General features: G+C 64.0%; 19 protein-coding genes. 6 read left to right on the top strand and 13 right to left on the bottom strand.

Annotation, left to right across the window (positions count from 1 at the left end):
- Positions 1-214 precede the first annotated feature (214 nt).
- Positions 215-2,542 carry a TonB-dependent receptor family protein gene (locus OGR47_RS18530; RefSeq protein ID WP_267270094.1) on the top strand — a complete coding sequence of 776 codons (2,328 nt, stop codon included), beginning with the start codon at positions 215-217 and terminating at the stop codon, positions 2,540-2,542.
- Between the two features lie 33 nt (positions 2,543-2,575).
- Here the strand turns inward: OGR47_RS18530 and OGR47_RS18525 are convergent, their stop codons facing one another.
- Entirely contained in the window at positions 2,576-3,289 is a 714-nt protein-coding gene (locus OGR47_RS18525) for a DJ-1/PfpI family protein (RefSeq protein ID WP_165049359.1), read from the bottom strand.
- Positions 3,290-3,370: 81 nt separating this feature from the next.
- Between OGR47_RS18525 and OGR47_RS18520 the strand changes: the two genes are divergently transcribed.
- Entirely contained in the window at positions 3,371-4,327 is a 957-nt protein-coding gene (locus OGR47_RS18520; protein WP_165049357.1) for a GlxA family transcriptional regulator, read from the top strand.
- Between the two features lie 55 nt (positions 4,328-4,382).
- Here OGR47_RS18520 and OGR47_RS18515 read toward each other — a convergent pair whose 3' ends face one another.
- From OGR47_RS18515 to OGR47_RS18505, 3 genes are read right to left on the bottom strand one after another with little or no spacing between them, the layout of a single operon-like run.
- A complete protein-coding gene (locus OGR47_RS18515; protein ID WP_206527393.1) occupies positions 4,383-4,832 on the bottom strand; it encodes a GtrA family protein in 450 nt (149 codons plus the stop codon).
- Complete coding sequence (locus OGR47_RS18510; RefSeq protein WP_165049344.1) at positions 4,796-5,425, bottom strand: class I SAM-dependent methyltransferase; 630 nt, start codon at positions 5,423-5,425, stop codon at positions 4,796-4,798. Before OGR47_RS18510 ends, OGR47_RS18515 begins: the two co-directional genes overlap by 37 nt.
- A 2-nt stretch (positions 5,426-5,427) precedes the next feature.
- Positions 5,428-6,402: a glycosyltransferase gene (locus OGR47_RS18505; RefSeq protein WP_246729572.1), complete on the bottom strand. Its 975-nt coding sequence runs from the start codon at positions 6,400-6,402 to the stop codon at positions 5,428-5,430.
- Positions 6,403-6,861: 459 nt separating this feature from the next.
- Between OGR47_RS18505 and OGR47_RS18500 the strand changes: the two genes are divergently transcribed.
- Positions 6,862-7,743, top strand: coding sequence for a hypothetical protein (locus tag OGR47_RS18500; protein WP_165049342.1), 882 nt, complete (start codon positions 6,862-6,864; stop codon positions 7,741-7,743).
- A gap of 192 nt (positions 7,744-7,935) precedes the next feature.
- Positions 7,936-10,596, top strand: coding sequence for a DNA mismatch repair protein MutS (gene mutS / locus OGR47_RS18495; RefSeq protein WP_165049339.1), 2,661 nt, complete (start codon positions 7,936-7,938; stop codon positions 10,594-10,596).
- Positions 10,597-10,694: 98 nt separating this feature from the next.
- On the opposite strand, the gene OGR47_RS18490 is transcribed toward mutS, so the two are convergent.
- The 3 genes from OGR47_RS18490 to OGR47_RS18480 all read right to left on the bottom strand — a co-directional run bounded on the left by OGR47_RS18490 (position 10,695) and on the right by OGR47_RS18480 (position 14,137).
- On the bottom strand, positions 10,695-11,216 hold the full coding sequence (locus tag OGR47_RS18490; protein WP_165049337.1) for a hypothetical protein: 522 nt from the start codon (positions 11,214-11,216) through the stop codon (positions 10,695-10,697).
- A 332-nt stretch (positions 11,217-11,548) separates the two neighbouring features.
- Positions 11,549-12,106, bottom strand: a complete 558-nt coding sequence (gene rsmD / locus OGR47_RS18485) for a 16S rRNA (guanine(966)-N(2))-methyltransferase RsmD (protein ID WP_165049335.1) — start codon at positions 12,104-12,106, stop codon at positions 11,549-11,551.
- A 3-nt stretch (positions 12,107-12,109) separates the two neighbouring features.
- On the bottom strand, positions 12,110-14,137 hold the full coding sequence (locus OGR47_RS18480) for a pseudouridine synthase (RefSeq protein WP_165049333.1): 2,028 nt from the start codon (positions 14,135-14,137) through the stop codon (positions 12,110-12,112).
- A 114-nt stretch (positions 14,138-14,251) separates the two neighbouring features.
- On the opposite strand from OGR47_RS18480, the gene OGR47_RS18475 reads away from it, so the two are divergent.
- Complete coding sequence (locus OGR47_RS18475; protein ID WP_246729571.1) at positions 14,252-14,695, top strand: nucleoside deaminase; 444 nt, start codon at positions 14,252-14,254, stop codon at positions 14,693-14,695.
- Here the strand turns inward: OGR47_RS18475 and OGR47_RS18470 are convergent.
- Entirely contained in the window at positions 14,680-15,549 is an 870-nt protein-coding gene (locus OGR47_RS18470) for a patatin-like phospholipase family protein (RefSeq protein ID WP_165049330.1), read from the bottom strand. The two genes, OGR47_RS18475 and OGR47_RS18470, sit on opposite strands and share 16 nt — an antisense overlap.
- The gene (locus OGR47_RS18465; protein WP_165049328.1) at positions 15,549-16,433 is read right to left on the bottom strand and encodes an alpha/beta fold hydrolase; all 885 of its coding nucleotides are present in this window, start codon (positions 16,431-16,433) and stop codon (positions 15,549-15,551) included. The genes OGR47_RS18470 and OGR47_RS18465 overlap by 1 nt, the downstream gene beginning before the upstream one ends.
- A gap of 220 nt (positions 16,434-16,653) precedes the next feature.
- On the opposite strand from OGR47_RS18465, the gene OGR47_RS18460 reads away from it, so the two are divergent.
- On the top strand, positions 16,654-17,244 hold the full coding sequence (locus OGR47_RS18460) for a beta-class carbonic anhydrase (RefSeq protein ID WP_165049326.1): 591 nt from the start codon (positions 16,654-16,656) through the stop codon (positions 17,242-17,244).
- Between the two features lie 144 nt (positions 17,245-17,388).
- On the opposite strand, the gene OGR47_RS18455 is transcribed toward OGR47_RS18460, so the two are convergent.
- From OGR47_RS18455 to OGR47_RS18440, 4 genes are read right to left on the bottom strand one after another with little or no spacing between them, the layout of a single operon-like run.
- Positions 17,389-17,733, bottom strand: coding sequence for a rhodanese-like domain-containing protein (locus tag OGR47_RS18455; protein WP_165049324.1), 345 nt, complete (start codon positions 17,731-17,733; stop codon positions 17,389-17,391).
- Positions 17,734-17,755: 22 nt separating this feature from the next.
- Entirely contained in the window at positions 17,756-18,139 is a 384-nt protein-coding gene (locus tag OGR47_RS18450; protein ID WP_165049322.1) for a carboxymuconolactone decarboxylase family protein, read from the bottom strand.
- Positions 18,136-21,414, bottom strand: a complete 3,279-nt coding sequence (locus tag OGR47_RS18445; RefSeq protein ID WP_165049319.1) for an efflux RND transporter permease subunit — start codon at positions 21,412-21,414, stop codon at positions 18,136-18,138. The genes OGR47_RS18450 and OGR47_RS18445 overlap by 4 nt, the downstream gene beginning before the upstream one ends.
- Positions 21,411-22,379, bottom strand: coding sequence for an efflux RND transporter periplasmic adaptor subunit (locus tag OGR47_RS18440; RefSeq protein ID WP_165049317.1), 969 nt, complete (start codon positions 22,377-22,379; stop codon positions 21,411-21,413). Before OGR47_RS18440 ends, OGR47_RS18445 begins: the two co-directional genes overlap by 4 nt.
- Positions 22,380-22,492: the final 113 nt, after the last annotated feature.

The raw sequence follows: 22,492 nt of genomic DNA, 5'->3' as shown, positions 1-22,492 counted from the left end.
GATACGAGCGCAAGCTGCGCCCCGAAGCGTTCTCGATAGTCTCTCGCATAAGCGATCGCGCGATCGCATGGCGCAGCGCTTTTCGGGCGTTCTTTCCTGTTTCGAGATACGAAAGCTTCTTCCCATGTGCCGGAAGTCTCTAACGGCGGGCGCGTCGCTGCTCGCTATCGCAATTATCGCGAATTCTCACGCCTGCGCGCAACAAAGTCTGCCGATGATCGACATCAGCGGGCAACGCCAAAAACACACAGGCGGAAGGCCTGCGGCGAGCGTACCAAATCGTTCGGCGCATACCGGGCGGACGGACGTCGCTCCCGCCTCTTCGCCGCTCATCAGCGCGCAGGCCGCGCCGGGTTTCAGCCCCGAAAAATTGAAGCTCCCCATTTACCGCGCGCCAACCGGTCAGACGGTCACGGAAATCGGCGCCAAAACCTTCGCCGAACAACCCTTGGGCACAGTCGGCGACATGCTTCGCTACGCCCCGGGCGTGTCGTTCAAACAGGGCAATGGTCCAAGGGACATGACCATTTCGATCCGCGGCTCGGGCGCGCGGTTCGGCGGCGCGATCCAAAGGATCATTCTGATGGACGACGGCTTCAGAATGGCGATGCCGGACGGTTATTCGCGCACCGACTGGGTCGATCCCCATGCCTATGCCGGCTTCGATGTGTATCGCGGGCCGTCATCGGCTTTGTTCGGTAATTTCGCGGTTGGCGGCGCCATCAATTTCCGCACGCGCAGCGGCGCGGAGATCGACGGCGTTGAAGCGGGGAGCGAAGGGGGCAGCTTCGGCTACGTCAATAATTATATGACTTTCGGCAAGAAGGTCGGCAAGCTCGATTTCGCAGTCTTCGCAAGCGACATGCGGCTCGAAGGGTTTACGCTCAACAACAACAGCAACACGCAAACCGTGAATCTGCGCGCGACCTATGAGGTGACTCCGCAGGATAAGGTGACCTTCAAATTCATCCATAATCAGCTCTATGGCGAGCTGCCGGCGCGCTTGTCGCTCAACCAGTATTATGCGAACCCCTTCCAAAGGGGGTGCTACGCCATTTCGCCGGCGCTGGGCCTCGCGAACCAATCGTGTGGCGGCACCAGCCTGTTCATCAACGGCGTGAACGGCGCGTCGCTGCCGATCACCGGCACGCAGAGCGGCTGGTTGCGCAACGATCGTTTCGACGCGCTCGGCTTGCGCTGGGAACATGAAGTCGACGCCAGCACCGTCATCCGCACGACGGGAATCTATTACGACAAGGATTTCTGGCAGCCGATCGACACCCCAAACACCTATGCCAACGTCCCTGGGGTGGACATCCGAACCGATGTGACGACCCTCGGCCAATTCCTCGGGCGCGATCTGCGCAACAATGTGGAAGTCTATTACAACAGCAGCCGCTTCACGACCAACACCAAGCCTCTGGCCATGTTCGGCCCGGGCAATGTGATGCCGCAGCTCACCAATAAGCAGGACGTGCTCGTCTCCAATTTCGGCTCTCGCTTCCGTTCGGAATATGCGCTTGCGCCGACGCTCACCGCCGTCATCGGCATGGACATCGAGGCGAGCCGAAACAATTCGCAGTCCGACAACCTCGGCTACGCCAACGCCGATAACCCGCTTCTTCCGACGAGCTTCGGATCGGCGAAGTTCAATAATCTTTGGGTGAACTGGGCGCATGAGGCTTCGCTCACCTGGCAGCCGAACAGCGAGTGGCAGGTGCGGGCGCGCACGTCGCGCGGCTTCGGCACGCCGAATTACGGGGCGTTTTTTGTCGACCAGCAGGGCAATTTCGGACCGAACACCGGCTTGAAGCCGCAAACCAATACGGGCGTCGACGGCGGCATTGTCTGGACCCCGAACGACAAGCTCACCGTCTCTTTGACCGGTTTCTACGAGTGGTGGACCGACGAGATTCTGGCGCAGCGGCCCGGCGCAGGCAAATTGAGCTACCAGTTCAACGCCCCCGGCTCCGTCCACCGCGGCGCCGAATTCGCGGCGGATTACGAGCTGCGCGAGGGATTGAAGTGGCTGGTGAACTACACCTACAACAACCAGGTCTTCACGGATTACATCGAGCAGAGAAATAGCGGCGGCGGCGCGCCCTACAGCGCCAACACCTATTATCTGAACAGAGCCGGCTATAAAGTCCCCAACGTGCCCGCCCATCAGCTCACAACGCGGCTGACTTACGATCAGCCGAATGGGGACTTCAGAGGGATCGGGGCCTTCATCGAGTATATCTACCAGTATTCCTATTATATCGACAATGGAAACCAGCTCACCATCCCGAGCTATGGGCTGGTGAACCTAAACGCCCACTACAAGCGGGAGCTATCGGACAGCTTCCTCAAGGAGTTCACCGCCTTTGTTCAGGTCAATAATCTGCTGAACCAGAATTGGGTCGCGGGGGCGACGAATGTCACGAACACCCTGATGTACGGCTTTCAAGCCCCCGGCGCCTATTTGGCGCAGAACGCCACCGGCTCGATTTACGCCGGCGCGCCGATCGGCGTCCAAGGCGGCATCAAAGTCAAATTCTGACGCTTGCAACGGCGGGCTTTGCCCGCCGTTTCATCACTGGAGATCGGGCGCCGACGTCTCGGCCCCTAAATTGCGCGCGGCCTCCTCAGCCTGGGCGCGCCGTTTTTCAATGAGCGGGGCGGCCGTCGCCTGGAAGCGGGCGAGGATTTCGGGCGGCGCCGACTGGGGCGAGCCCGAATGAAAGGGCGGTTGAGGGTCGTATTCGAGGCCGAGCTGGATTGCCTGCGCCACATCGGCGCCGGCGATCTCCGCGAGAACGCTCAAGGCAAAATCGATCCCCGCCGTCACGCCGCCGCCGGTGATGATGTCGCCGTCGCGAACCACCCGGTCGGCTTGGGGGATGGCGCCGAACAGCGGCAGAAGATCGCGCCACGCCCAGTGGCAAGCAGCGCGCTTTCCTTTCAGAAGACCGGCCGCGCCAAGAATGAGCGACCCCGTGCAGACCGACGTCACATAACGCGCGCCGAGGCCGAGACGCCGAATCTCCGCGATGAAGATCCGGTCGAGCGCGACCGCGGTCGCCGAGAGCCCGCCGGGGATGCAAAGAAGATCGCAGCTCGAAACAGTCACCAAAGGAACGGTCCCGCCGAATTCGAGCCGCTCCGATTTCACCGAGCCGCCGTCACGGCTGGCGATAATGGTCACGGCTCCTGGCGCCCGGCTCAGAAACTCATGCGGGCCGGTGAAATCGAGCTGGGTCATTCCGTCGTAGAGCGCGAAGACGATGGTGAAAGGGCGTGTGCTCATGGGGCGCCTCCATTTTCGGGCGCTCTTATTTCACATTGGGCGCGCCATTGTCGAAATGACCTTTTTCCCTCATTTTAGGCTATGACCCGGACCATTGTCTTCTTCCTTTATGAGGACTTTCAGCTCTTCGACGCCGCCGGTCCCATCACGGTTTTCGAGATCGCTTCGCGCTTTGCGGCGGGCGGCGCCTATCGCATCGTTCTGGCGGCGAAAGAAAAGAGGCGCGTGCGCGCCTCTTCCGGCGTGGAGCTGCAAGTTGAAGCGCTTTGTGACATCGAGACGATCGACACTTTGATTGTGGTCGGCGGCGAGGGCGCACGAACGGCAATGGCCTGCAACCCGACGCTCGACGCCGTCCGTGACGCCGACCGACGCGCACGCCGGCTCTGCAGCGTCTGCTCGGGCGCGTTCATCCTGGCCGCCGCGGGCTTGCTGGACGGATTATCCGCCACGACACATTGGCGCGCCGCGCCGGCTTTCGCGCAGAAATTTCCGCGCGTGCGGACCAGAGCCGATAGAATCTACATCCGTCAGGGCCGGGTCTGGACGTCGGCGGGCGTCAGCGCCGGCGTCGATCTGGCCCTTGCTTTGGCGGCGGAGGATTTGGGGGAGGAGATCGCCAAGCGCGCGGCGCGGGAGATGGTCGTCTATTTTCGCCGGCCGGGAGGTCAGTCGCAATTTTCGACGCTGCTCGACCTCGATAGTCCCGACCATCGCTTCGCGCTTCTGCTCGAAAAAGTGCGCGGGCGGCTCGATCGACGCTGGACAGTCGAGAAGCTCGCGGAAGAGGCTTGCATGAGCCCGCGCCATTTCAGCCGCGCCTTCGCGGCCGCAACCGGCTTGAGCCCCGCCAAGGCCGTGGAGCGGATGCGGCTCGAGGTCGCGCGCGAACGGGTGGAGGCGGGAGTCGAACCGATCGAAATAATCGCAGACAAGGTGGGCTTCGGGGACCCCGAAAGGTTGCGTCGCGCCTTTGTCCAAACCTTTGGCGTTCCGCCCCAAGGTCTTCGCCGCCAGGCGCGGGCGGACGGGCGCTAAAGCGAATTGGCGCGCTTGCCGCCCGACACCGATCTAGCGGAAAGCGCGCCGGGGCCTATCGCGAGAGGTTGGACCATGTCTCGCGCCGCCAGAACCGGCCGAGTATCGCCCAATGGGCAAGGCAATAGTTCCATAGGAACAGCACGAGAGTCGCGATCGGCGTTGCGATGGCGACTGGGAGACGGAGGCCGTCGCAGAGAAACGCCATGATGCCGATGGAAAGCGGCACGCCCGCGGCGATGGCGGACGCATAACGCAAAAAGGCGCGTATCGATTTGGGCGTCTGGAAAGTAAAGGCAGAATGGAGCAGATAGCCTATAGGCGTCACGAAAGAAAAGGACGCCAGATTCATCTGGGCGTAATGGAGTCCGAGGTAATCCCCGCCAATCAAAAGCACGTTGTGCATCGCGGCGCAGAATGCGCCGATGAGCGTATAGCGTGCGGACCTTTCCGCCGCCAAACGCAAGGTCATGGCGCAACCAATATGGCGATGTTGTTTCGCCATGGCGCAATGCGCGCCTCGTCGACGCATCCGGCCCGCCCGAAGCTTTCCCCAATCTCTCCTATCAGTTCGTCACTCGTCAGATAGCTAATGGCGTCGCCAGTGATGTATCGATCGGACGCATAGCAAAGCCAGTGGATCGGCGTCGGGGTCCGCTCCCAATCCTTGAGCACGAATTTGCCATTTGCAGCCGTTGCCCGTCGGATCGCATCAAGCAGGGCGCGCCGTCCTTCGGTGGGAACATGATGTAAGACATCTGACATAATGACGAGATCGAAGGCATTCGGATTCACCCTCGCGATTTCTTGAACGTCTACTTGCAAAAAACGCACCCTTTCGCGTGGCCCAGCGTAAAGGCGACCAAGCCGCGGCGTCAGATCAATCGCCGTAATCTGGGCGTTGGGGTAGGCGGCGCTCAGACGCTCGGTCACCGCACCTTCGCCGCACCCTACTTCCAATATCTCCTTTGCATCGGGAGCCCACTTGCGGATGCGATCGGCTAAGGCGTCGATATCGAGGAAGACCGCCCTGTACGCTTCGGCGACGTGGCGCTCATAGGGGCCAAAAATGCCACGGATACGAGGGCCTAGCGCCATGATCAGAAGGCTCCCGCGAACTTCGCCCGCAGGCGAGGCGCCAGCCGATCATAAATGCGGGAGTCTCTCAGATATCGCGCGACGCCCCGCGGCCCGAGTCCCATCACCGCTGCAACGGCCGGCGCCAATAGGCTGAAATCGCCTCCGGACGCTGCGGCAAGCGCGGCGTTGACACGGATAGAGGCGCGGCCGGCCGCTTCCGCGCATTTGTCAATTTCAGCGAGAGTGGGCAGGTGCCGGTCGAAAACGATCTGCATCTGCTGCGAGAACTCCTCGATTTTGCGGGCGCCTGTCACCGTGAGAGAGCTGTTGTGGACCCGGAATGCGGTCGTTACCTCGCTGTGGTAATGAACCGGGCCCAGTGCGGCGAGCTTCAGCCACAAATCCCAATCGGCAGTATACCAGAGCGATTCATCCAGCCCGCCGCAGGAAAGCCAAGCGTCTTTTCGGAAGACCGGCGCTGGCGCCGAAATAAAATTCTGCACAAGCAGGCGTTGCATGGTCTCCTCGGAGCCGGTCTCGGCGTCTTTATCCAGCGGGCAGCGCCATTCCCCTAGCGTTCGGCCATTGGCGTCAATAATAGCGCTCGGCGCCAAATGAAGCGCGGCGTTGGGAGCGCGTTCTATCCACTTTCTGATCGCCTCGATGCGCCCTGGCAGCCAAAGATCGTCATGGTGCAGCCAGCAAATATGTAGCGCCTGCGCCCTCTCTACGCCGATGTTGGTCTTGGCGTGCCATATCAAACCCTCGTCGAGTTTCATGATGCGCAGGTTTAGCAAGGAATCGTATCGCCGGACGATCTCCAACGTGGTCGAGTCCGGGCTGCTGTCCAAAATGAGAATCTCAACGCCATCCTCGGGCTCTGCGGCAATCGAGCGCAGCGCGGCGTCGATCCATCGCTCGCCCCGGTAGACAGGCATGATGACGGAAAGCCAAGGCGCCGAAGAGGCTGGCGACAGATGGAGGCGCGCTGTCATATCGGGGTTTCGGGGGCCTACAGAATCCTGAAGTTGCAGACCGAGCTTTGTAAAACAGGGTGGTTTATTTCTTGTTAAGTAGTCGCCGCTTGGACACTCTAATTGCGTTGAGAGGAAAGTCTCCGAAGAGAATAATGTTCTGTTTGAGGGGGCAATTTATACACGGACTTGTCCGTTTTATTGAGGACACCCAATTCGGAGTAGCATCTCCAAAAAAAGCGTTGGCGCTCCTGGCTGTGCCATAAGATCGAACATAAGCGGCGCGCAGCCTGGCCTCCTCGCCCCCGGCCGCTCGCCGGAACATTCGCCCCACTTCCGCGTTGTCGCATCTCTTTTCAGCTCCCGGCGCACCTGCGCGCCGCAAGGGAGGCCGCGATGCACAATATCATCTATCTGGTGGGTCTGGTCGTGATCGTCATGGCGATCTTGTCTCTCCTCGGTTTGCGGTAGGAGGTCGCCATGGCAGACGTCATCGGGCGGGGCATCGAGCCCACCGCCGAGCGCCTGGCGCTCTCGCGTTTCACCGCCGTCGACTGGGGCGCCATTCTCGCGGGCGTCGCCGTGACGACGGCCATCTCCTTCGTCATGGCGGCCTTCGGCTCCGGAATCGGGCTGTCGCTCGCCTCGCCCTATGAAGGCGCCTCGCCCTTCACCCACGCCCTCGCGCTTGCGCTCTGGGTGCTTTGGGTGACGGTCGCGAGCTATGTCGCCGGGGGCTATGTCTGCGGGCGTCTGCGCCGGCGCAATATCGACGCGCCCCGCGACGAGGCGGAAGTGCGTGACGGCGCGCATGGGCTCGTGGTCTGGGCGACCGCCGTGCTCATCGTCGCCTTCGCCGCTGGCTCGTCGCTTTACAACATCGGCAAAGCGGGCGTGGAAAAGGCGACCCAGCAGGCGCAGCAGAGCGGGATGACCAACCCGGTCGATTATCGCGTCGACACGCTCATGCGCGGCGACGGCGGCGCGCGGGCCGGGGCCGCTCCGTCAGGCGCCAATGAAACCGAAACGCGCCAGATCGTCTCCCGCATCGTCGCGCGCGGCCAGGCGACAGGCGAGATCGGCGACGAGGACCGCAGCTATCTCCAAAACGTGCTCGCCTCCACGAGCGGCGTTTCTCCCGCCGACGCCCGCACCCGCGTCGACGCCGTTGCGCAGCAGGTGAAGGACGATCACGAGCGCGCCAAGCAGCTTGCCGACAAGGCCCGCAAGGCCGGAATCATCGCGAGCTTCGTCGCCGCGACGGCAATGCTGCTCGCGGCGGCGTCCGCCTGGGGCGGCGCGACGCTCGGCGGGCGTCATCGCGACGAGAATCTGGGCTTCTCATCCATCATGCGTTGGTAGGAGGCGAAAATGGGCGTAGGCCGTTCCGTTCTGCTCTGGCTCCTCGGGGTGCCGATCCCCATCATTATCCTGCTGGCGTTCTGGAGGTAAGCGCGAGCCCCGGATCATCGATCCGGGGCTTTTTTCTTGCGTTCCACAACAGAAAGGCGCCCTCGAATGGCGTCGCCGCCGGGCCGCCGCTAAAGTGCGGCCATGGAAAAAGTAGCGGAGCAAGGACAGGATCAGACCGGCGCGGCGCGCGCGACGCCGATGATCGCCCAATATATCGAGATCAAATCGGCGAACGCGGATTGCCTGCTTTTCTACCGCATGGGCGATTTCTACGAGCTCTTTTTCGAGGACGCCGAAATCGCCTCGCGCGCGCTGGGCATCATGCTCACCAAGCGCGGCAAGCATCTCGGCGAAGATATTCCGATGTGCGGCGTGCCGGTCGAGCGCGCCAATGATTATCTGCAAAAGCTCATCGCCCTCGGCTTTCGCGTCGCCGTCTGCGAGCAGATCGAAGACCCGGCCGAAGCCAAAAAGCGCGGCGCGAAATCCGTCGTCAAGCGCGACGTGGTGCGCCTCGTCACGCCGGGCACGATCACCGAAGACGCGCTGCTCGACCCTGCGCGCGCCAATGCATTTGCTGCCGTCGCGCGCGGGCGGGGCGATGGGTCCTGGCGCTATGGCGTGGCAAGCGTGGATATCTCGACGGGCGTCTTTACGGTGGCCGATTGCGCGCAAAGCGAATTGTCCTCCACGCTGGCGCGCTTGGAGCCGCGCGAGATCGTCGCTGCCGAAACGCTGTGCCGGGAAGAGACGCTGGCGACGATCTTTTCTGGGCTTGACGCGCCCGTCGCCCCGCTGGGGCGCGACGCCGGCGATGCGGCGCGCCGACTCATGGATTTCTACTGCGTTTCGACGCTCGAAGGTTTTGGCGCGCTGAGCGAGGCTGAGCTTGCCGCGGCGGCGACCGCTATCCTTTACGTCGAGCGCACGCAAAAGGGCTGCCGCCCGGCGCTGTCGCGGCCGATGAGCCTGCGCGAAAGCGCCACGCTCGACATCGACGCCGCGACGCGCGCCAATCTGGAGCTTTCCCGCACGCTCTCAGGCGCGCGCGAGGGGTCGTTGCTTTCGGTCGTCGATCTGACTGTGACGTCGGCCGGCGCGCGGCTTCTCGCCGAACGGCTTGCCGCGCCGTCAACCGATCCGGCTTTGATCGACGCGCGGCTCGACGCCGTGGCTTTCTTTCTCCAAAAGCCGGAAATCCGCGCGTCCTTGCGGGGCAAGCTCGCGCGCGCGCCCGATCTTGCGCGCGCCGTCTCGCGTCTCGCCTTGCAGCGCGGCGGGCCGCGCGACGTCGCGAGCGTCGGCGCGGCGCTTTCCGCGGCCCGCGACATTGCTGCGATCTTCGCAGGCTCCGAGGCGCCGGCGGAGATCGCCCGCGAAGCGGCGACGCTGGCAACAGCCGACGCAGTGCTCGCCAATGAGATTGCGACAAGCCTGAAGGACAGCCCGCCGCTCGACAAGCGCAATGGCGACTTCATCCGCGAGGGTCGCGACGCCGCGCTTGACGAAGCGCGTTCGCTGCGCGACGAGAGCCGCGTGGTGATCGCCTCTCTGCAAGCGCGCTACTCGGAGCAGGCCGGCGCGAAGCTCAAAGTCAAGCACAACAACTTTCTCGGCTTCTTCCTCGAAGCGCCTGCGGCGCAGGGCGAGAAGCTCTTGCGCCCGCCTTTCGATTCGATCTTCACGCATCGTCAGACCATGGCGGACGCCATGCGCTTTTCGACGCTGGAGCTTGTCGAGCTGCAGAGCAAGATCGCATCAGCCGCCGATCGCGCGCTGGCGCGTGAGCTTGCCATCTTCGACGCGCTCGCCGGAGAGATTCTCGCTAGCTCGAAGGAGCTGCAAGCGCTGGCGCAATCTTTCGCCCGGCTCGATGTCGCGAGCGCGCTTGCCGAAGTCGCCGAGAAACGCGGTTGGACCCGACCGCATGTCGATCATTCGCTCGACTTCGTCATTATCGGCGGGCGACATCCGGTCGTGGAGGCGTCGCTGCAAGCACAAGGCAAAGCCTTCGCCGCCAATGACTGCGAACTCTCCGGCGACAAGGCCGGCCGCATCGCCATCGTGACCGGCCCGAACATGGCGGGCAAATCGACGTTCCTGCGCCAGAATGCGCTGATCGCGCTTCTTGCGCAGGCGGGGTCGTACGTGCCGGCGCAAGAGGCGCGTCTCGGCGTCGTCGATCGTCTCTTTTCGCGCGTCGGCGCTTCGGATGATCTCGCGCGCGGGCGTTCGACCTTCATGGTCGAGATGGTGGAGACCGCCGCGATCCTCAATTGCGCGACATCGCGCTCGCTCGTCATTCTCGACGAGATCGGCCGCGGCACGGCGACCTTCGACGGCCTCTCCATCGCCTGGGCGACGATGGAGCATCTGCACGAGGTCAATTGCGCCCGCTCGCTTTTCGCCACTCATTTTCACGAGCTGACGCAGCTCACCAAGCGCATGGCGCGGCTCGTCAATCTCACCATGAAGGTGACGGATCACGCAGGCGAGGTGGTGTTTCTGCACGAGGTCGTGAAAGGCGCGGCCGATCGTTCCTATGGCGTGCATGTCGCTCAGCTTGCCGGGCTGCCCGCGAGCGTTGTGACGCGCGCGCACGCCATTCTCGCCGAGTTGGAGGCGGCCGACAGGCGCGCGCCGGTCGAGGCGCTGATCGACGATCTGCCACTGTTCAAACACGTCCTCCAATCTACGCAGCCGAGCGATACGCTTAGAGAGGCGCTCAAGCAGATGGACCCCGATCGAATGAGCCCACGCGAGGCCTTGGCGGCGCTGTACGAGCTGAAGGCAAAGATCTAAAAGCAAGCTGTAAGGCGCGCGTCGCCAGATATAGGCGGCGCTTGTCACGCCGCCCTTTGCGCGCGTTAGGCTTTGGCCCTCACTTTTTCGGCGCGGCCTCAGCCGGCTTTCGATTTAGACAACGCCTTTTTTGGGGGAGTCTCTTTCGCCGCGGCTTTGACCGGTTCTTCGGAGTCAGCCTCAGCCGCCTCGTCTTCGACCACCGGCTCTTCGGAGTCAGTCTCAGTCGCCTCGCCTTCGATCGTGGCTTCCTCGGAGTCAGCCTCAACCGCCTCGTCTTCGACCGCCGCTTCCTCGAAGTCAGCGCCAGCCGCCTCGTCTTCGACCGCCGCTTCTTCCAAGTCAGCGTCAACTGCCTCGTCGTCGGCCAATGCTTCTTCTGACACAGCCTCAATCGCCTCGACATCGGCCGGAATTTCTTCCGCAGTCTCAGCCGTCTCGTCTTCGACCGGCGCCACTTCTGACACAACCGCCGTCGTCAAAGCAGCAATATGCCGCTTGGTGTCGGCTACAAGAATATTACGTAGATAGGCGCTGTCGGCGTCCCGCGACTCTTCAAGTTTGAAGAGAAGCCTGAGCGCGCGAAGTGCATCGAAGCTCGCGACCATTTCAATCGACATCCTTCATCTCCCGTCACGACACGTTCAACCAAATCGTTGAACGCGCAATGAAATGACAGGATTCGAATGTGTCGAAACTTCGCCGTTTCGGGCAGCGAAACGCACGCGATCCTGCGAACATGGATCATCCACACTTTAAGTTTTTCGCGTGAACACGCACCACTTTGTGTGGCCTCTTCATGAGGATGATGACGCGCATGTCGATGCGTCCAACATGCTCGTTTGTCGCGAGCGTGTAAGAAATTCGAATGATTCAAAGGTCGCTGCGCTCAGCGACAAAAAAAAGATATGGCGTGATTCGCATGATCGTCGCGCTGCATCGTCGCATTGACTCAGCGCGCAACGCGCGCAAACACGAATTGCGTGTCGCCATATCGGCGCGCATCTTCCTGCTTTAGAGAAGACGGCAGTTCGATCGTCGCGTTGGCGGCTTCTTCGATGATGACAAGCGCATCATCAGCAAGCCAGCCGCCCTCGATCAGCGCGCGCAACGCCGGCTCCGCGAGACCCTTGCCATAGGGCGGGTCGAGAAAGGCGAGCGAAAAGATTTCGCCTGGCGGCGCGAGGCCGAGCTTGGTCGCGTCGCGGCGGAAGATTCGGGTGACGCCGCCCAGGCCGAGCGTCTCGATATTGGCGCGCAACAGCGCGCGCGCTTCTGTTCCGTCGTCGACGAAAAGCGCGCGCGCCGCGCCGCGCGAGAGCGCCTCCAACCCAAGTGCGCCGGTGCCGGCGAAAAGGTCGATCACCGCCGCCCCGCTGATCGGATCGTCGAAACCATGCGCGAGAATGTCGAAGACAGATTCGCGCAAGCGGTCCGTTGTCGGTCGGATCGCTTGCGAGCGCGGAGCCGCGAGCGCGCGCCCGCGTAGCGCGCCGCCGACGATGCGCATGGCTTATTCTCCGCGCGGCTTGCGCGGCCCTCTCGAGGGACCTTTGCTCGGGCCTTTGCCGGGGCCGCGCCCCTTTGGCGGACCTTTGGGCGGGCCCTTGCGCGGCCCGCCGCTACGAGCGCCGCGAGGCGCGCCTTCGTCGGGCGCTCTACCTTCGCCGCTGCGCGGACGCTGCGATTTGCGCTCATCTCCACTGCGCGCAAAGCCGCGCTCGGCGCGCGGGCCCTCGAATTTGCGCGGCCGCGCCTCCCGCTCGTCGGCGCCACGCGCGCGACGGGGGGCTTCGCCCTCACGGCGGGGCGGGCGGCGTTCGGCGCGCGGCCGCTCTTCTTCATGCGGGCGCGTGCGCGCACGACCGCGCGCGGCCGTCGCGTCGCCATGGTCGCGCCGGGCTTGTGTCTCACGCTCCCGCGGCGGCCGGGCGGCGCGTTCGTCACGCTCTCCCCCAAAACGCGGACGACGATTTTCGCCGCCACGCCGGTCGTCCCGCGCGAAACCTTCGCTGCGCGCGCCTCTTGCGGGGCCACGTGAAGGCTCGCGCTCTCCCTCGAAACGCGGGCGGCGATTTTCAGCGCCGCGCCGATCATCACGCGCGAAACCTTCGCCGCGTGTGCTTCTTGCGGGGCCTCGTGAAGGCTCGCGCTCGCCTTCGACACGCGGACGGCGCTGTTCTGCGCCGCGTCGATCGTCTCGCGTAAAGCCCTCGCCGCGCGTGCCCCTTGCGGCGCCTCGCGCGGGCCGCCCGGCCTCCGCCTCGTCGCGTCTCGGGGGTCGGCCCGTGCGCATCGCGTCGAAACGCTTGGCGTTGCGCGACGGCGCTTCGTCCTCGGCCGCAGGTTTGCGGCGCGTCAGCGTCACGCGCTCGACGGCGACGGCGCGGCCCTTACGGTCGGCCGTGGCGGAACGCTCGATGCGCGCGCGCGGACCTTTTTCGGCGTTCTCGTCGCGTTGCTTGCGCAGCACGGAAACATGTTTGCGCGCGCGTTTTTCAGTGCGCTCGCGTTGTTCTTGCTGTTCGGTCGGCGTCGCTTCGCGCAAGGGCGAGGCAAAATCAGCGCCCGCAAGCTCGGCGAGACTCTTGCCCAATTGCTCGCGCAGCGTTTTGAGCTTCACTTCCTCGACAACGCCCTCGCTCAGCTCACCGAGCTGGAAGGGCCCGTAGGAGATGCGGATCAGGCGTGTGACGTCGAGGCCGAGATGCTCCATCACGCGCTTGACTTCGCGGTTCTTGCCCTCCGTGAGGCTCAAGGCAATCCAGGCGTTGCCGCCCTGCACGCGCTCGAGCCGCGCTTCGATCGGAGCGTAGGTCACGTCCTCGACGGTGACGCCTTTCTTCAGCTCGTCGAGCTGCGCCTGATCGATCTCGCCATGCACGCGCACGCGATAGCGCCGCGTCCAGCCGGTCGCCGGCAATTCCAGCGTGCGCGCGAGGCCGCCGTCATTGGTGAGGAGCAGCAGGCCTTCCGTGTTGATGTCGAGCCGACCGACGCTGACGAGGCGGGGAAGATCAGGGTGCTTTTCTTCGAGATAAGCGAAGACGGTCGGGCGCCCTTCCGGATCGCTCGCTGTGGTGACAAGGCCCTGCGGCTTGTGAAACAAAAAGAGCCGCGTGCGCTCGCGCGCCTGCATCGGCTCGCCGTCGATGGTGATCTTGTCAGCTTCGGTGACATTGACGGCAGGGCTCGTGAGCCTCTCGCCATTGACGGCGACGCGGCCTTCCGCAATCCATTCTTCGGCGTCGCGGCGCGAGCAGACGCCGGCGCGCGCCATTGCCTTGGCGATGCGCTCGCCCTCGAAAGCGCTGGACTTTTCGACCGGCGCGGAGACCGGCTTCGCCCGCTTGGCCGCGGGCCGCGGCTTATCGAATTGCGGCTTGGCGGCTTTTTCGCCGCGCGGCTTATTGAATTTCGGTTTGTCCGAATCGAATTTCTTGGGCGCGCCGTCGCGCGCGGCGGTCTTGGAGTCGCGGCGGCGCATGGGGCGGTCGCCGCCGGGCGCGCCGGAGCGCTTGGTTGGTTTTTTGTCGGCCATGATCTTTGATAGCAGGCGCCGGGATGGCTTTGAAGCGCGATCGACGGAGATAAACGAAATGAAGGCGGGTTTGAAGGCGACGTTTTCTCCGCCTCATGCTGCGGAGGCCTGGATTTGACTGTCGACCCCTTCGCAGCCGCCTTCGACGCCGCCCGCGCGGCCGCCGCCGCCGAGGAAGTGCCTGTCGGCGCGGCGATCTTGCGCGCCGGCCAGATCATCGCGACCGCCGGCAATCGCACGCTCCGCGACAGGGACCCCACGGCGCATGCCGAAATGCTGGCGATTCGCGCCGCGTGCGAGGCGATCGGCAGCGAGCGGCTGATCGACTGCGATCTCTATGTCACGCTGGAGCCCTGCGCCATGTGCGCCGCCGCGATCTCCTTCGCGCGCATCCGGAGGCTTTATTTTTCGGCCGACGATCCGAAGGGCGGGGCAGTGGAGCATGGGCCGCGCTTTTTCTCGCATCCGACCTGCCATCACGCGCCGGACGTCTATGGCGGCCTTCGCGAGAGCGAGGCGGCGACATTGCTGCGCGACTTCTTTCAGTCGCGGCGCTGAGGTTCGAGCCGCTCGGCGGCCTTCAACAGCCCCTCGCGCAATTTGTCGCGGCAGGCGTCGCCCGCTGCAAAAATGCGCGACGCCTTGAAGAGATCGAGCGCCAGATATTGATGCACGCCCGGGGCAAGCAGCACGTCCGGCGGGTTTTCCTCGATCATGCGGGAACTGATGGAGTTCATGAGGATCTGGGTTGCGACGATCATCGTCTGGAAGGGCGAGGGCGCGCGGGTCTCGCTTTCCATGCCCGAATTGCCGGATACATTCACCGCGACGATAATGTCGGCCTTCCCCTGCAGATGGTCGTAGGGGAGCGGATTGACGAGGCCGCCGTCGACGAGATAGCCGAGCTCGCTTTTGGGCGGGCGCACCACGCCGGGGATCGCCATCGAGCCGGCGATGGCCGTGCGCAGCGACCCTTTCGAAAACACCGCCTCGCAGCGGCGACGGAAGTCGGTCGCCACCACGGTCATGGGTATGTCCAGATCCTCGAAACGTTCCGGCATGCCCTCGGGCCAGAAGGCGTCCAGAAAACGCACGCCGTCGAAAAGCAGCGGATGCGCAAGACGCGTCAGAAGCGGCTGGCGGCGCCGCGCCCGCGCGTAAAGCAGCTTGCGCGCAAGGCCCAACCGGTTGCGCAAGATCGCCTCGGTATGCGCGCGCAGCTCCGCGCCGGAGAAGCCCGCGGCATAGGCGGCGCCGATAATGGCGCCGATCGAGGTTCCCGCCATGGCGACGGGGCGCACGCCCAAGTCGTCGAGCGCCTGCAGCACGCTGATATGTGCGAGGCCGCGCGCGCCCCCGCCGCCGAGCGCCACGGCGACCGTCTTGCCGCCGAGAACGCCGCGGCGCTTCATCAGAGGAAGCGTTCCAAAGCCTGCGGCGTCGCCTCGGGCGCTTCCTCCATGGCGTAAAGACCGGCGTCGACGGCGGTCCCGGTGACGTCGTCGCCCCATTCCTTCCAGGCGTCGACAAGCGAGGGGCCGTCGGCGGGGAAGGTCGTTTCGCCGTAGAGGATGAGCGTGGGCGTCATGACCTTCTTGCCCGCGGCCTTGTCGGCGAGCAGGGCTTCCTTGTCGAGGGTCGCGCCCGCGCGGAAGTCCTCGCAAAAGGCGTGGATGCGCGCGGGGTCGTTAAAGGCGGCGCGATAATGCGCCAGCGCCGCCGCGCCGAAGACGTCGAGCGATTTCTCCTTCGTCGAGCTTTTCAGCGCGTCTTCGAGGAAGTCGTTGGGGTCGAGGGCGATCAGCTCCTCGGGGCGCGGGGCCTCGGTCGCGAGAAAGCGCGCGCGGCCCAAGCGCCAGAGGTCGCCGGCGCCGAAATTGTCGTCGATCGGCGCGATGTTGATCAGCGCGAGCTTCGTCAGGCGCCCGGGATGGTCGAGCGCCAGGCGCAGGCCGACGCGCGCGCCGCGGTCGTGGCCGACAAGCGCGAATTGCACATGGCCCAGCGCCTCCATGACCTTGACCACGTCGTCGGCCATCTCGCGCTTCGTATAGGCCTCGCCCTTCTCGCTCTCGGGCGCCGCCGACCAGCCATAGCCGCGTAAATCCATGGCGACGACGCTGAAGCGCTCGGCGAGCTTCGGCGCAATGTTGCGCCAGGCCACATGCGTTTCGCCGAAGCCGTGCAGCAGGACGAGCGCCGGTCCGGCGCCGTGAGACCGCGCGAAAATTTTGCCTGCCGGCGTGTCGATCCAGTGCGATGCGAAACCGGGGAAGAGATCAGCAAGTTCAGACATTTGCTAAACCATGTTCAGATGGGCCGTGGCAGCCCTTGGGGTGGATGTTATATTGTAACAACCATCGAACTGCCACGTTTTTTCTTCTCTATGCGCCGACCGGGGACTTTGTCACGGAAACAATATTCCTTATTTGCTTGAATGAAACGCCGGAGCGCCGTGCGAACGGGCTTGGGCGAAGCGAAAAATCAGAACAAGCTTGTTTGGCTTGTGGGAGAAAATGATGAGCAAGATCGTCGACGAAGTTTTGTCCGCCAATGCGGCTTATGTATCGGGCTTCGGCTCGAAGGGCGATCTCGCTTTGCCGCCGGCGCGCGGTTTCGCGATTCTGACCTGCATGGATGCGCGTCTCGACCCGGCGAAATATGCGGGCCTTTCCGAAGGCGACGCCCATGTGATCCGCAACGCCGGTGGCCGCGCGTCCGACGACGCGATTCGTTCGCTGGTCATTTCCCACAAGCTGCTCGGCACGAATGAGTGGTTCGTGATCCATCACACCAATTGCGGCATGGAGCTTTTCTGCGACGAGGTGATGAGCGAGCTCCTCGACGACAACCTCGCGACGGCCGCACTCGACATGGCGACGTTGAAATGGTCGAACCCGCAGCATGGCGGCGGCTGCTCGGCGGGTCATTTCATTAAATGGCACACGATCAAGAACCAGGAGGAGAGCGTCGCCCAGGACGTCGCGCGCATCCGCTCGCATCCGCTGGTTCCGAAGAACATACCGATCTACGGCTATATCTATGACGTGAAGACCGGCAAGCTGAACGAAGTGTCCAGGGCGACCGAAATCGGCCGCGCCGCCTGATATCAGGTAATCTAAGCCGGCCCCCTCCCTGTCCCTCCCCCGCTGACGCGGGAGAGGGGATGCTCATGACCAGCACTGGGTATGAAGGCCTCGATCTGCTCCCTCTCCCGCGAAGCGGGGGAGGGTTGGGGAAGGGGAACCGCGTTACGCCTGCACCGCGCCGCCGCGCGCGCGCCAGCCGCCGGTGCCCGGCGCATAGTGGCGCACATTCTTGCGGCCGGCCTGGATCGCCTGCCCCAGCGCCTTGGCCGAGCGGCCGCCCGCCTGGCAGATGATCACGCAATCGCCCGCCGGCAGCTTCGACGGATCGAATTGCGAGAGCGGCAGATTGCGTGCGCCCGGCACATGGCCGGCGGCATATTCATGCGGCTCGCGCACATCCACGATGGCGCAGGAGCCTTCCTTCACGAGGCGGGCGAAATCCTCGTGCTCGATCGTCGGTAATTCGCCGCCGCCCCCGGTGAGCTTGGACATCAGGCCTGACAGCATTTTCTTCTTCCTTTCTTCTTGCTCAAGCGGTCTGGGCTTGAGGGGCTTGCGCGCTGGCGGCTTCGCCGCCGGCAAATTGGTTGAAAGCCGAAAGCGCATGGCTCGCGTACATCACCGAGGGGCCGGCCCCCATGTAGATCGCCATGCCGAGCGTCTCCAAAATCTCCTCGCGCGTCGCGCCGCGCTGGGCGGCGGCCTTCGTGTGGAAGGCGATGCAATCGTCGCAGCGCACCGCGACGCTCACGGCGACGGCGATCAGCTCCTTCGTCTTGGCGTCGAGCGCGCCGGGCGCGCCGGCGGTCGTCGCCATGGCGGAGAAGGTCTTCATCACGTCGGGCGCGCCGACGCGCAGATTGCGAAGATCGGCAGAGAGCGCCTTGGCGAGTTCGGGCCAATCATTGGTCATGCGAGCTTCCCTCCTTCCGGCGCGTTCGGCGCCGCTGGGCGTTGGTCGTCGCGCAGGACGACATAGATGGCGGGGATCACGAGCAGCGTCAGCGCCGTCGAGGACGCGAGGCCGAAGACGAGCGAGATCGCGAGACCTTGGAAGATCGGGTCGGTGAGAATGAAGGCCGCGCCAATGATCGCCGCCGCGGCGGTGAGGAAGATCGGCTTGAAGCGCACCGCGCCCGCCTCGACCAAAGCTTCGCGTAGCGACATGCCGCGCTCGCGCAGATGGCGGATGAAGTCGACGAGCAGGATCGAGTTGCGCACGACGATGCCGGCAAGCGCGATGAAGCCGATCATCGATGTCGCCGTGAAGGCGGCGTTGAAGAGCAGATGGCCGAGCACGATGCCGAGGAGCGTGAGCGGCACGGGCGCGAGAATGACGAGCGGCAGCTTGAACGAGCCGAATTGCGCGACGACGAGCAGATAAATGCCGAGCAGCGCCACCATGAAGGCCGCGCCCATGTCGCGGAAGGTCACATAGGTCACCTCCCACTCGCCGTCCCAAAGGAAGGTCGGCTTTGCGTCGTCGAGCGGCTGGCCGTGATATTTGATCGTCGGCGCGCCGGAGGGGCCCCAGTCGATCTTGTTGATCTCGTCCTCGACCGCGAACATGCCGTAGATCGGCGCCTCGAAACGTCCGGCGACCTCGGCGCTCACCATTTCGGCAAAGCGGCCATTGTGGCGGAAGATGGGATAGGAGCCGAGCTCGCGCGTCGCCTTCACCACATCGCCGAGCTCGACATTGGCGCCCTGGCGCACGGTGCCGCCGGCCGGGAGCGGCGTCGAGAGAATGCGTTCGCCAGGCGTCATCTGCGCGTGCGGGAGAGCGACGGTGATGTCGATCGGCTTGGCGCCGCCGCCTCTTTGCGAGAAGCCGATCTTCACGCCGCCGACGAGAGCGCCGATCGTGTCGTAGACCGCGCGTTCCTCGACGCCGTGATATTCGAGCGCCTCCTGATCGATCGCGAAGCGCAGCCGCTCGGCGCGCTGGCCGAATGAATCGTCGGTGTCCACGACGAAATCGACCGCGTCGAAGGCCTTGCGCAGCTTGGTCGCGAGATCGCGCCGCGTCTGCGCGTCGGGCCCATAGACTTCGGCGAGAAGCGTCGAGAGCACGGGCGGGCCCGGCGGCACTTCGACGACTTTGATCGCCGTATGCTCGGGCATCGGCAGGCCCTTGAGCTTCTCGCGAATCTCCAGAGCAATCGGGTGGCTGGCGCGCTTGCGCTCGTCCTTGGGCAGCAGGTTGATCGCGAGATCGCCCATCTCCGGCGCCGAGCGCACATAATAGTGACGCACCAGGCCGTTGAAGTTGAAGGGCGCGGCCGCGCCCGCATAGGACTGGATGGAGGTGAGTTCCGGAATGTCCTTGAGGCGCTCGGCCGCGGCGGTCAGCACGCGATCCGTCTCTTCGAGCGAGGCGCCGCGCGGCAGATCGACGACGACCGCGACTTCCGACTTATTGTCGAAAGGCAGCAGTTTCACGCGCACGCTCTTCGTGGCGAAGAGGCCGAGCGAGAGCAGCGTCGCCACGCCCACGGCGGTGAGAAAGCGTTGCGAGCGCTTGCGGCCCTGCAACAAAGGCGTGGCGATGCGGGCGTAGAAATTGCCCATGGCGCCGCGTTCGTGGGAGTGGTCATGGCCCGCGCCACCTTCCTGTTCGAAACGCTTGCCGGCGATCTTCAACAGTAGCCAGGGCGTGATCGTCATGGCCACGAAGAAGGAGAACACCATGGCCAGCGAGGCGTTGGCCGGAATGGGGCTCATATAGGGCCCCATCAAACCCGAAACGAACATCATCGGCAGAAGCGCGGCGATGATGGTCATAGTGGCGACGATGGTCGGATTGCCGACCTCCGCCACGGCCTCGACGGCGGTGTCGATGAGGCTGCGCGAACCGCGCATCTGCCAGTGACGGACAATGTTCTCCACCACGACGATGGCGTCGTCGACGAGAATGCCGATTGAGAAGATGAGCGCGAAGAGGCTGACGCGGTTGATCGTATAGCCCATCAGCCAGGAGGCGAAGAGGGTGAGCAGGATTGTCGTCGGGATAATGACGAAGACGACGACGCCCTCGCGCCAGCCGACCATCACGACAATGAGCAGAACAATGGAGACAGTCGCGAGCGCGAGATGGAAGAGAAGCTCGTTGGCCTTTTCCGTGGCGGTCTCGCCATAGTTGCGAGTGACGGCGATCTCCAGGTCTTCCGGAACGATGCGGCCTTTGACGGACTCCAGCCGATGCAGCACGTCCTCGGCGACGATCACCGCATTGGCGCCCTTGCGCTTGGCGATGGCGATGCTGACGGCCGGGCGCTTCAAGAGCTCCCCGTCCTTCTCCTTCGTCATCGTCCAGCTACGCTTGTCGGGCTCGGCGGCGCCGACGATGACATTCGCCACATCCTTCACATAGACAGGCCGTCCGTCGCGCGTCGTCAGCAGCAACAGGCCGATGTCGGGCACGCCCTGCAGCGTCTGACCCGCGACGACGGGGATGGAATGGTTGTCCTCGCGGAAGGCGCCGACCATGAAGGAACGGTTGGCGTTGGTCAGCTTGTCGATGAGCTGGTTGAGCGTCACGCCATATTGCGACAGGCGCTCCGGATCGGCTTCGACGCGGATCTGGTTGGGACTGCCGCCGACGATATAGCTTAAGCCCACATTCTCGACCTTGGTCAGGTCGTGTTGCAGCTCCTCGGCGACTTGGTAGAGCCCATTGTCGGTCCAGCCGTTGGCGCGCTCGGGCTTTGCGGACAGCGTCAGCACCACAATGGCGACGTCGTCGATGCCGCGGCCGATGATGACCGGCTCGGGAATCCCTTTGGGCAAGTCCAATATGTTGGCGCGAATCTTGTCGTGCACGCGCAGCACGGCGTTGTCCTGCGGCGTGCCAACGAAGAAGCGCGCCGTCACCATCACCTGATCGTCGCGCGTCTGCGAATAGACATGCTCGACGCCATTGACGCCCTTGATGATGTCTTCGAGCGGACGGGTGATGAGCTCGATCGCATCCTCCGCCTTATAGCCGTTCGCCTGCACTATGATGTCGACCATGGGCACGGAGATTTGTGGCTCCTCCTCGCGTGGCAGCGCTTGCAGCGCGATGAGGCCGACGAGAATCGAGGCCAGCAGCAGAAGCGGCGTCAGCGGCGAATTGATGAAGGTCCGCGTCAGCGTGCCGCTGATGCCGGGGTGGAATTGCTTGGCGTTTTCCTTTTCCTGGCTCATGGCGTGTGCACCACATCGCCGTCATGGAGACCCGTGAGAATCTCGATCGTCTCGCCATGCGCGTCGCCGGTCTGCACGACCACTTCGGCGCCGTCCGCGAGGCGAACGAAGTCGACGCCGGCGCGCCGATAGACGGCGGATTTCGGTGCGAGGATCGTGTCGCGCTTGCCGGTCGTCACATAGACGCGGGCGCGCTCGCCGACGAAATAATTATCCAGCCCCTTCACGTCGACGTCGGCGATCACGCGGCCGCCTTGAATCTCAGGATAGACGATGCGCACGCGCCCTTCCTTGCGGGCGCCGGCGCCGGTGTTGACGCCGCGTTCGCCGATCTCGACGCGATCGCCGGCGCGCATGAAGCGGGCGTGGCGCTCCGGCAATTGCAGGCGCAGGATGTAATTGTTCTCGGCGAGAGTCGCGATCGTTTCGCCGGGCATCACCACACGGCCGACGGAGACGGGGATGGTCAGAATGCGGCCGGCGCCCGGCGCCTTCACCGAGCCTTCCGCCGTCTGCTGCTCGATCACGCCGCGGTCGGATTGCAGCGCGGCGAGATTGCGCTCTGCGACGTCGAGCGCGGTCTTGGCCTGATCGAACATGACCTTGGTTGAGGTGCCGCGGCGCAGAAGCTCTTGCGCGCGGTCGAAGTCGCTCTGAGCCTTGTCGCGCTGCGCCTGCTGGGCGCGAATGCGCTGATCGAGCGACTGCATTTGCAGAAAAAGCTTTTGGTCGGCGACGAGCGCAATCTCGGCCCCGGCGGCCACCGTGTCGCCTTCCTTGATCTTGAGCGTCGTCACCGTGCCGCCAATGCGGGCTCGGGCCATGAGTTGGTGCGCGGGTTCGACAGAAGCGACGACCGCCTTCATATCGTCGATCGGCGCAAGGCGGACGGCCGTTTCGCCCGCCCAGGCTGCGGACGGCGAGGCCAGGGCGGCTAAAAGAAAAGCGAGTCGGAAGCGATTCATGAGAAGTCTCCCACGCTGACGCATCCAGATATATTCGATATATGTAAATTAGCAAGTACGAATTTAAAAACTGCTGCGTTGCCGCTTCATTCGGAACGACCCGATCCCGCTCG

Source organism: Methylocystis sp. MJC1, assembly GCF_026427715.1.
GTDB lineage: Bacteria > Pseudomonadota > Alphaproteobacteria > Rhizobiales > Beijerinckiaceae > Methylocystis.
Note: the sequence above shows the minus strand (reverse complement) of the source record. Positions and strands in the feature narration are given on the sequence as shown.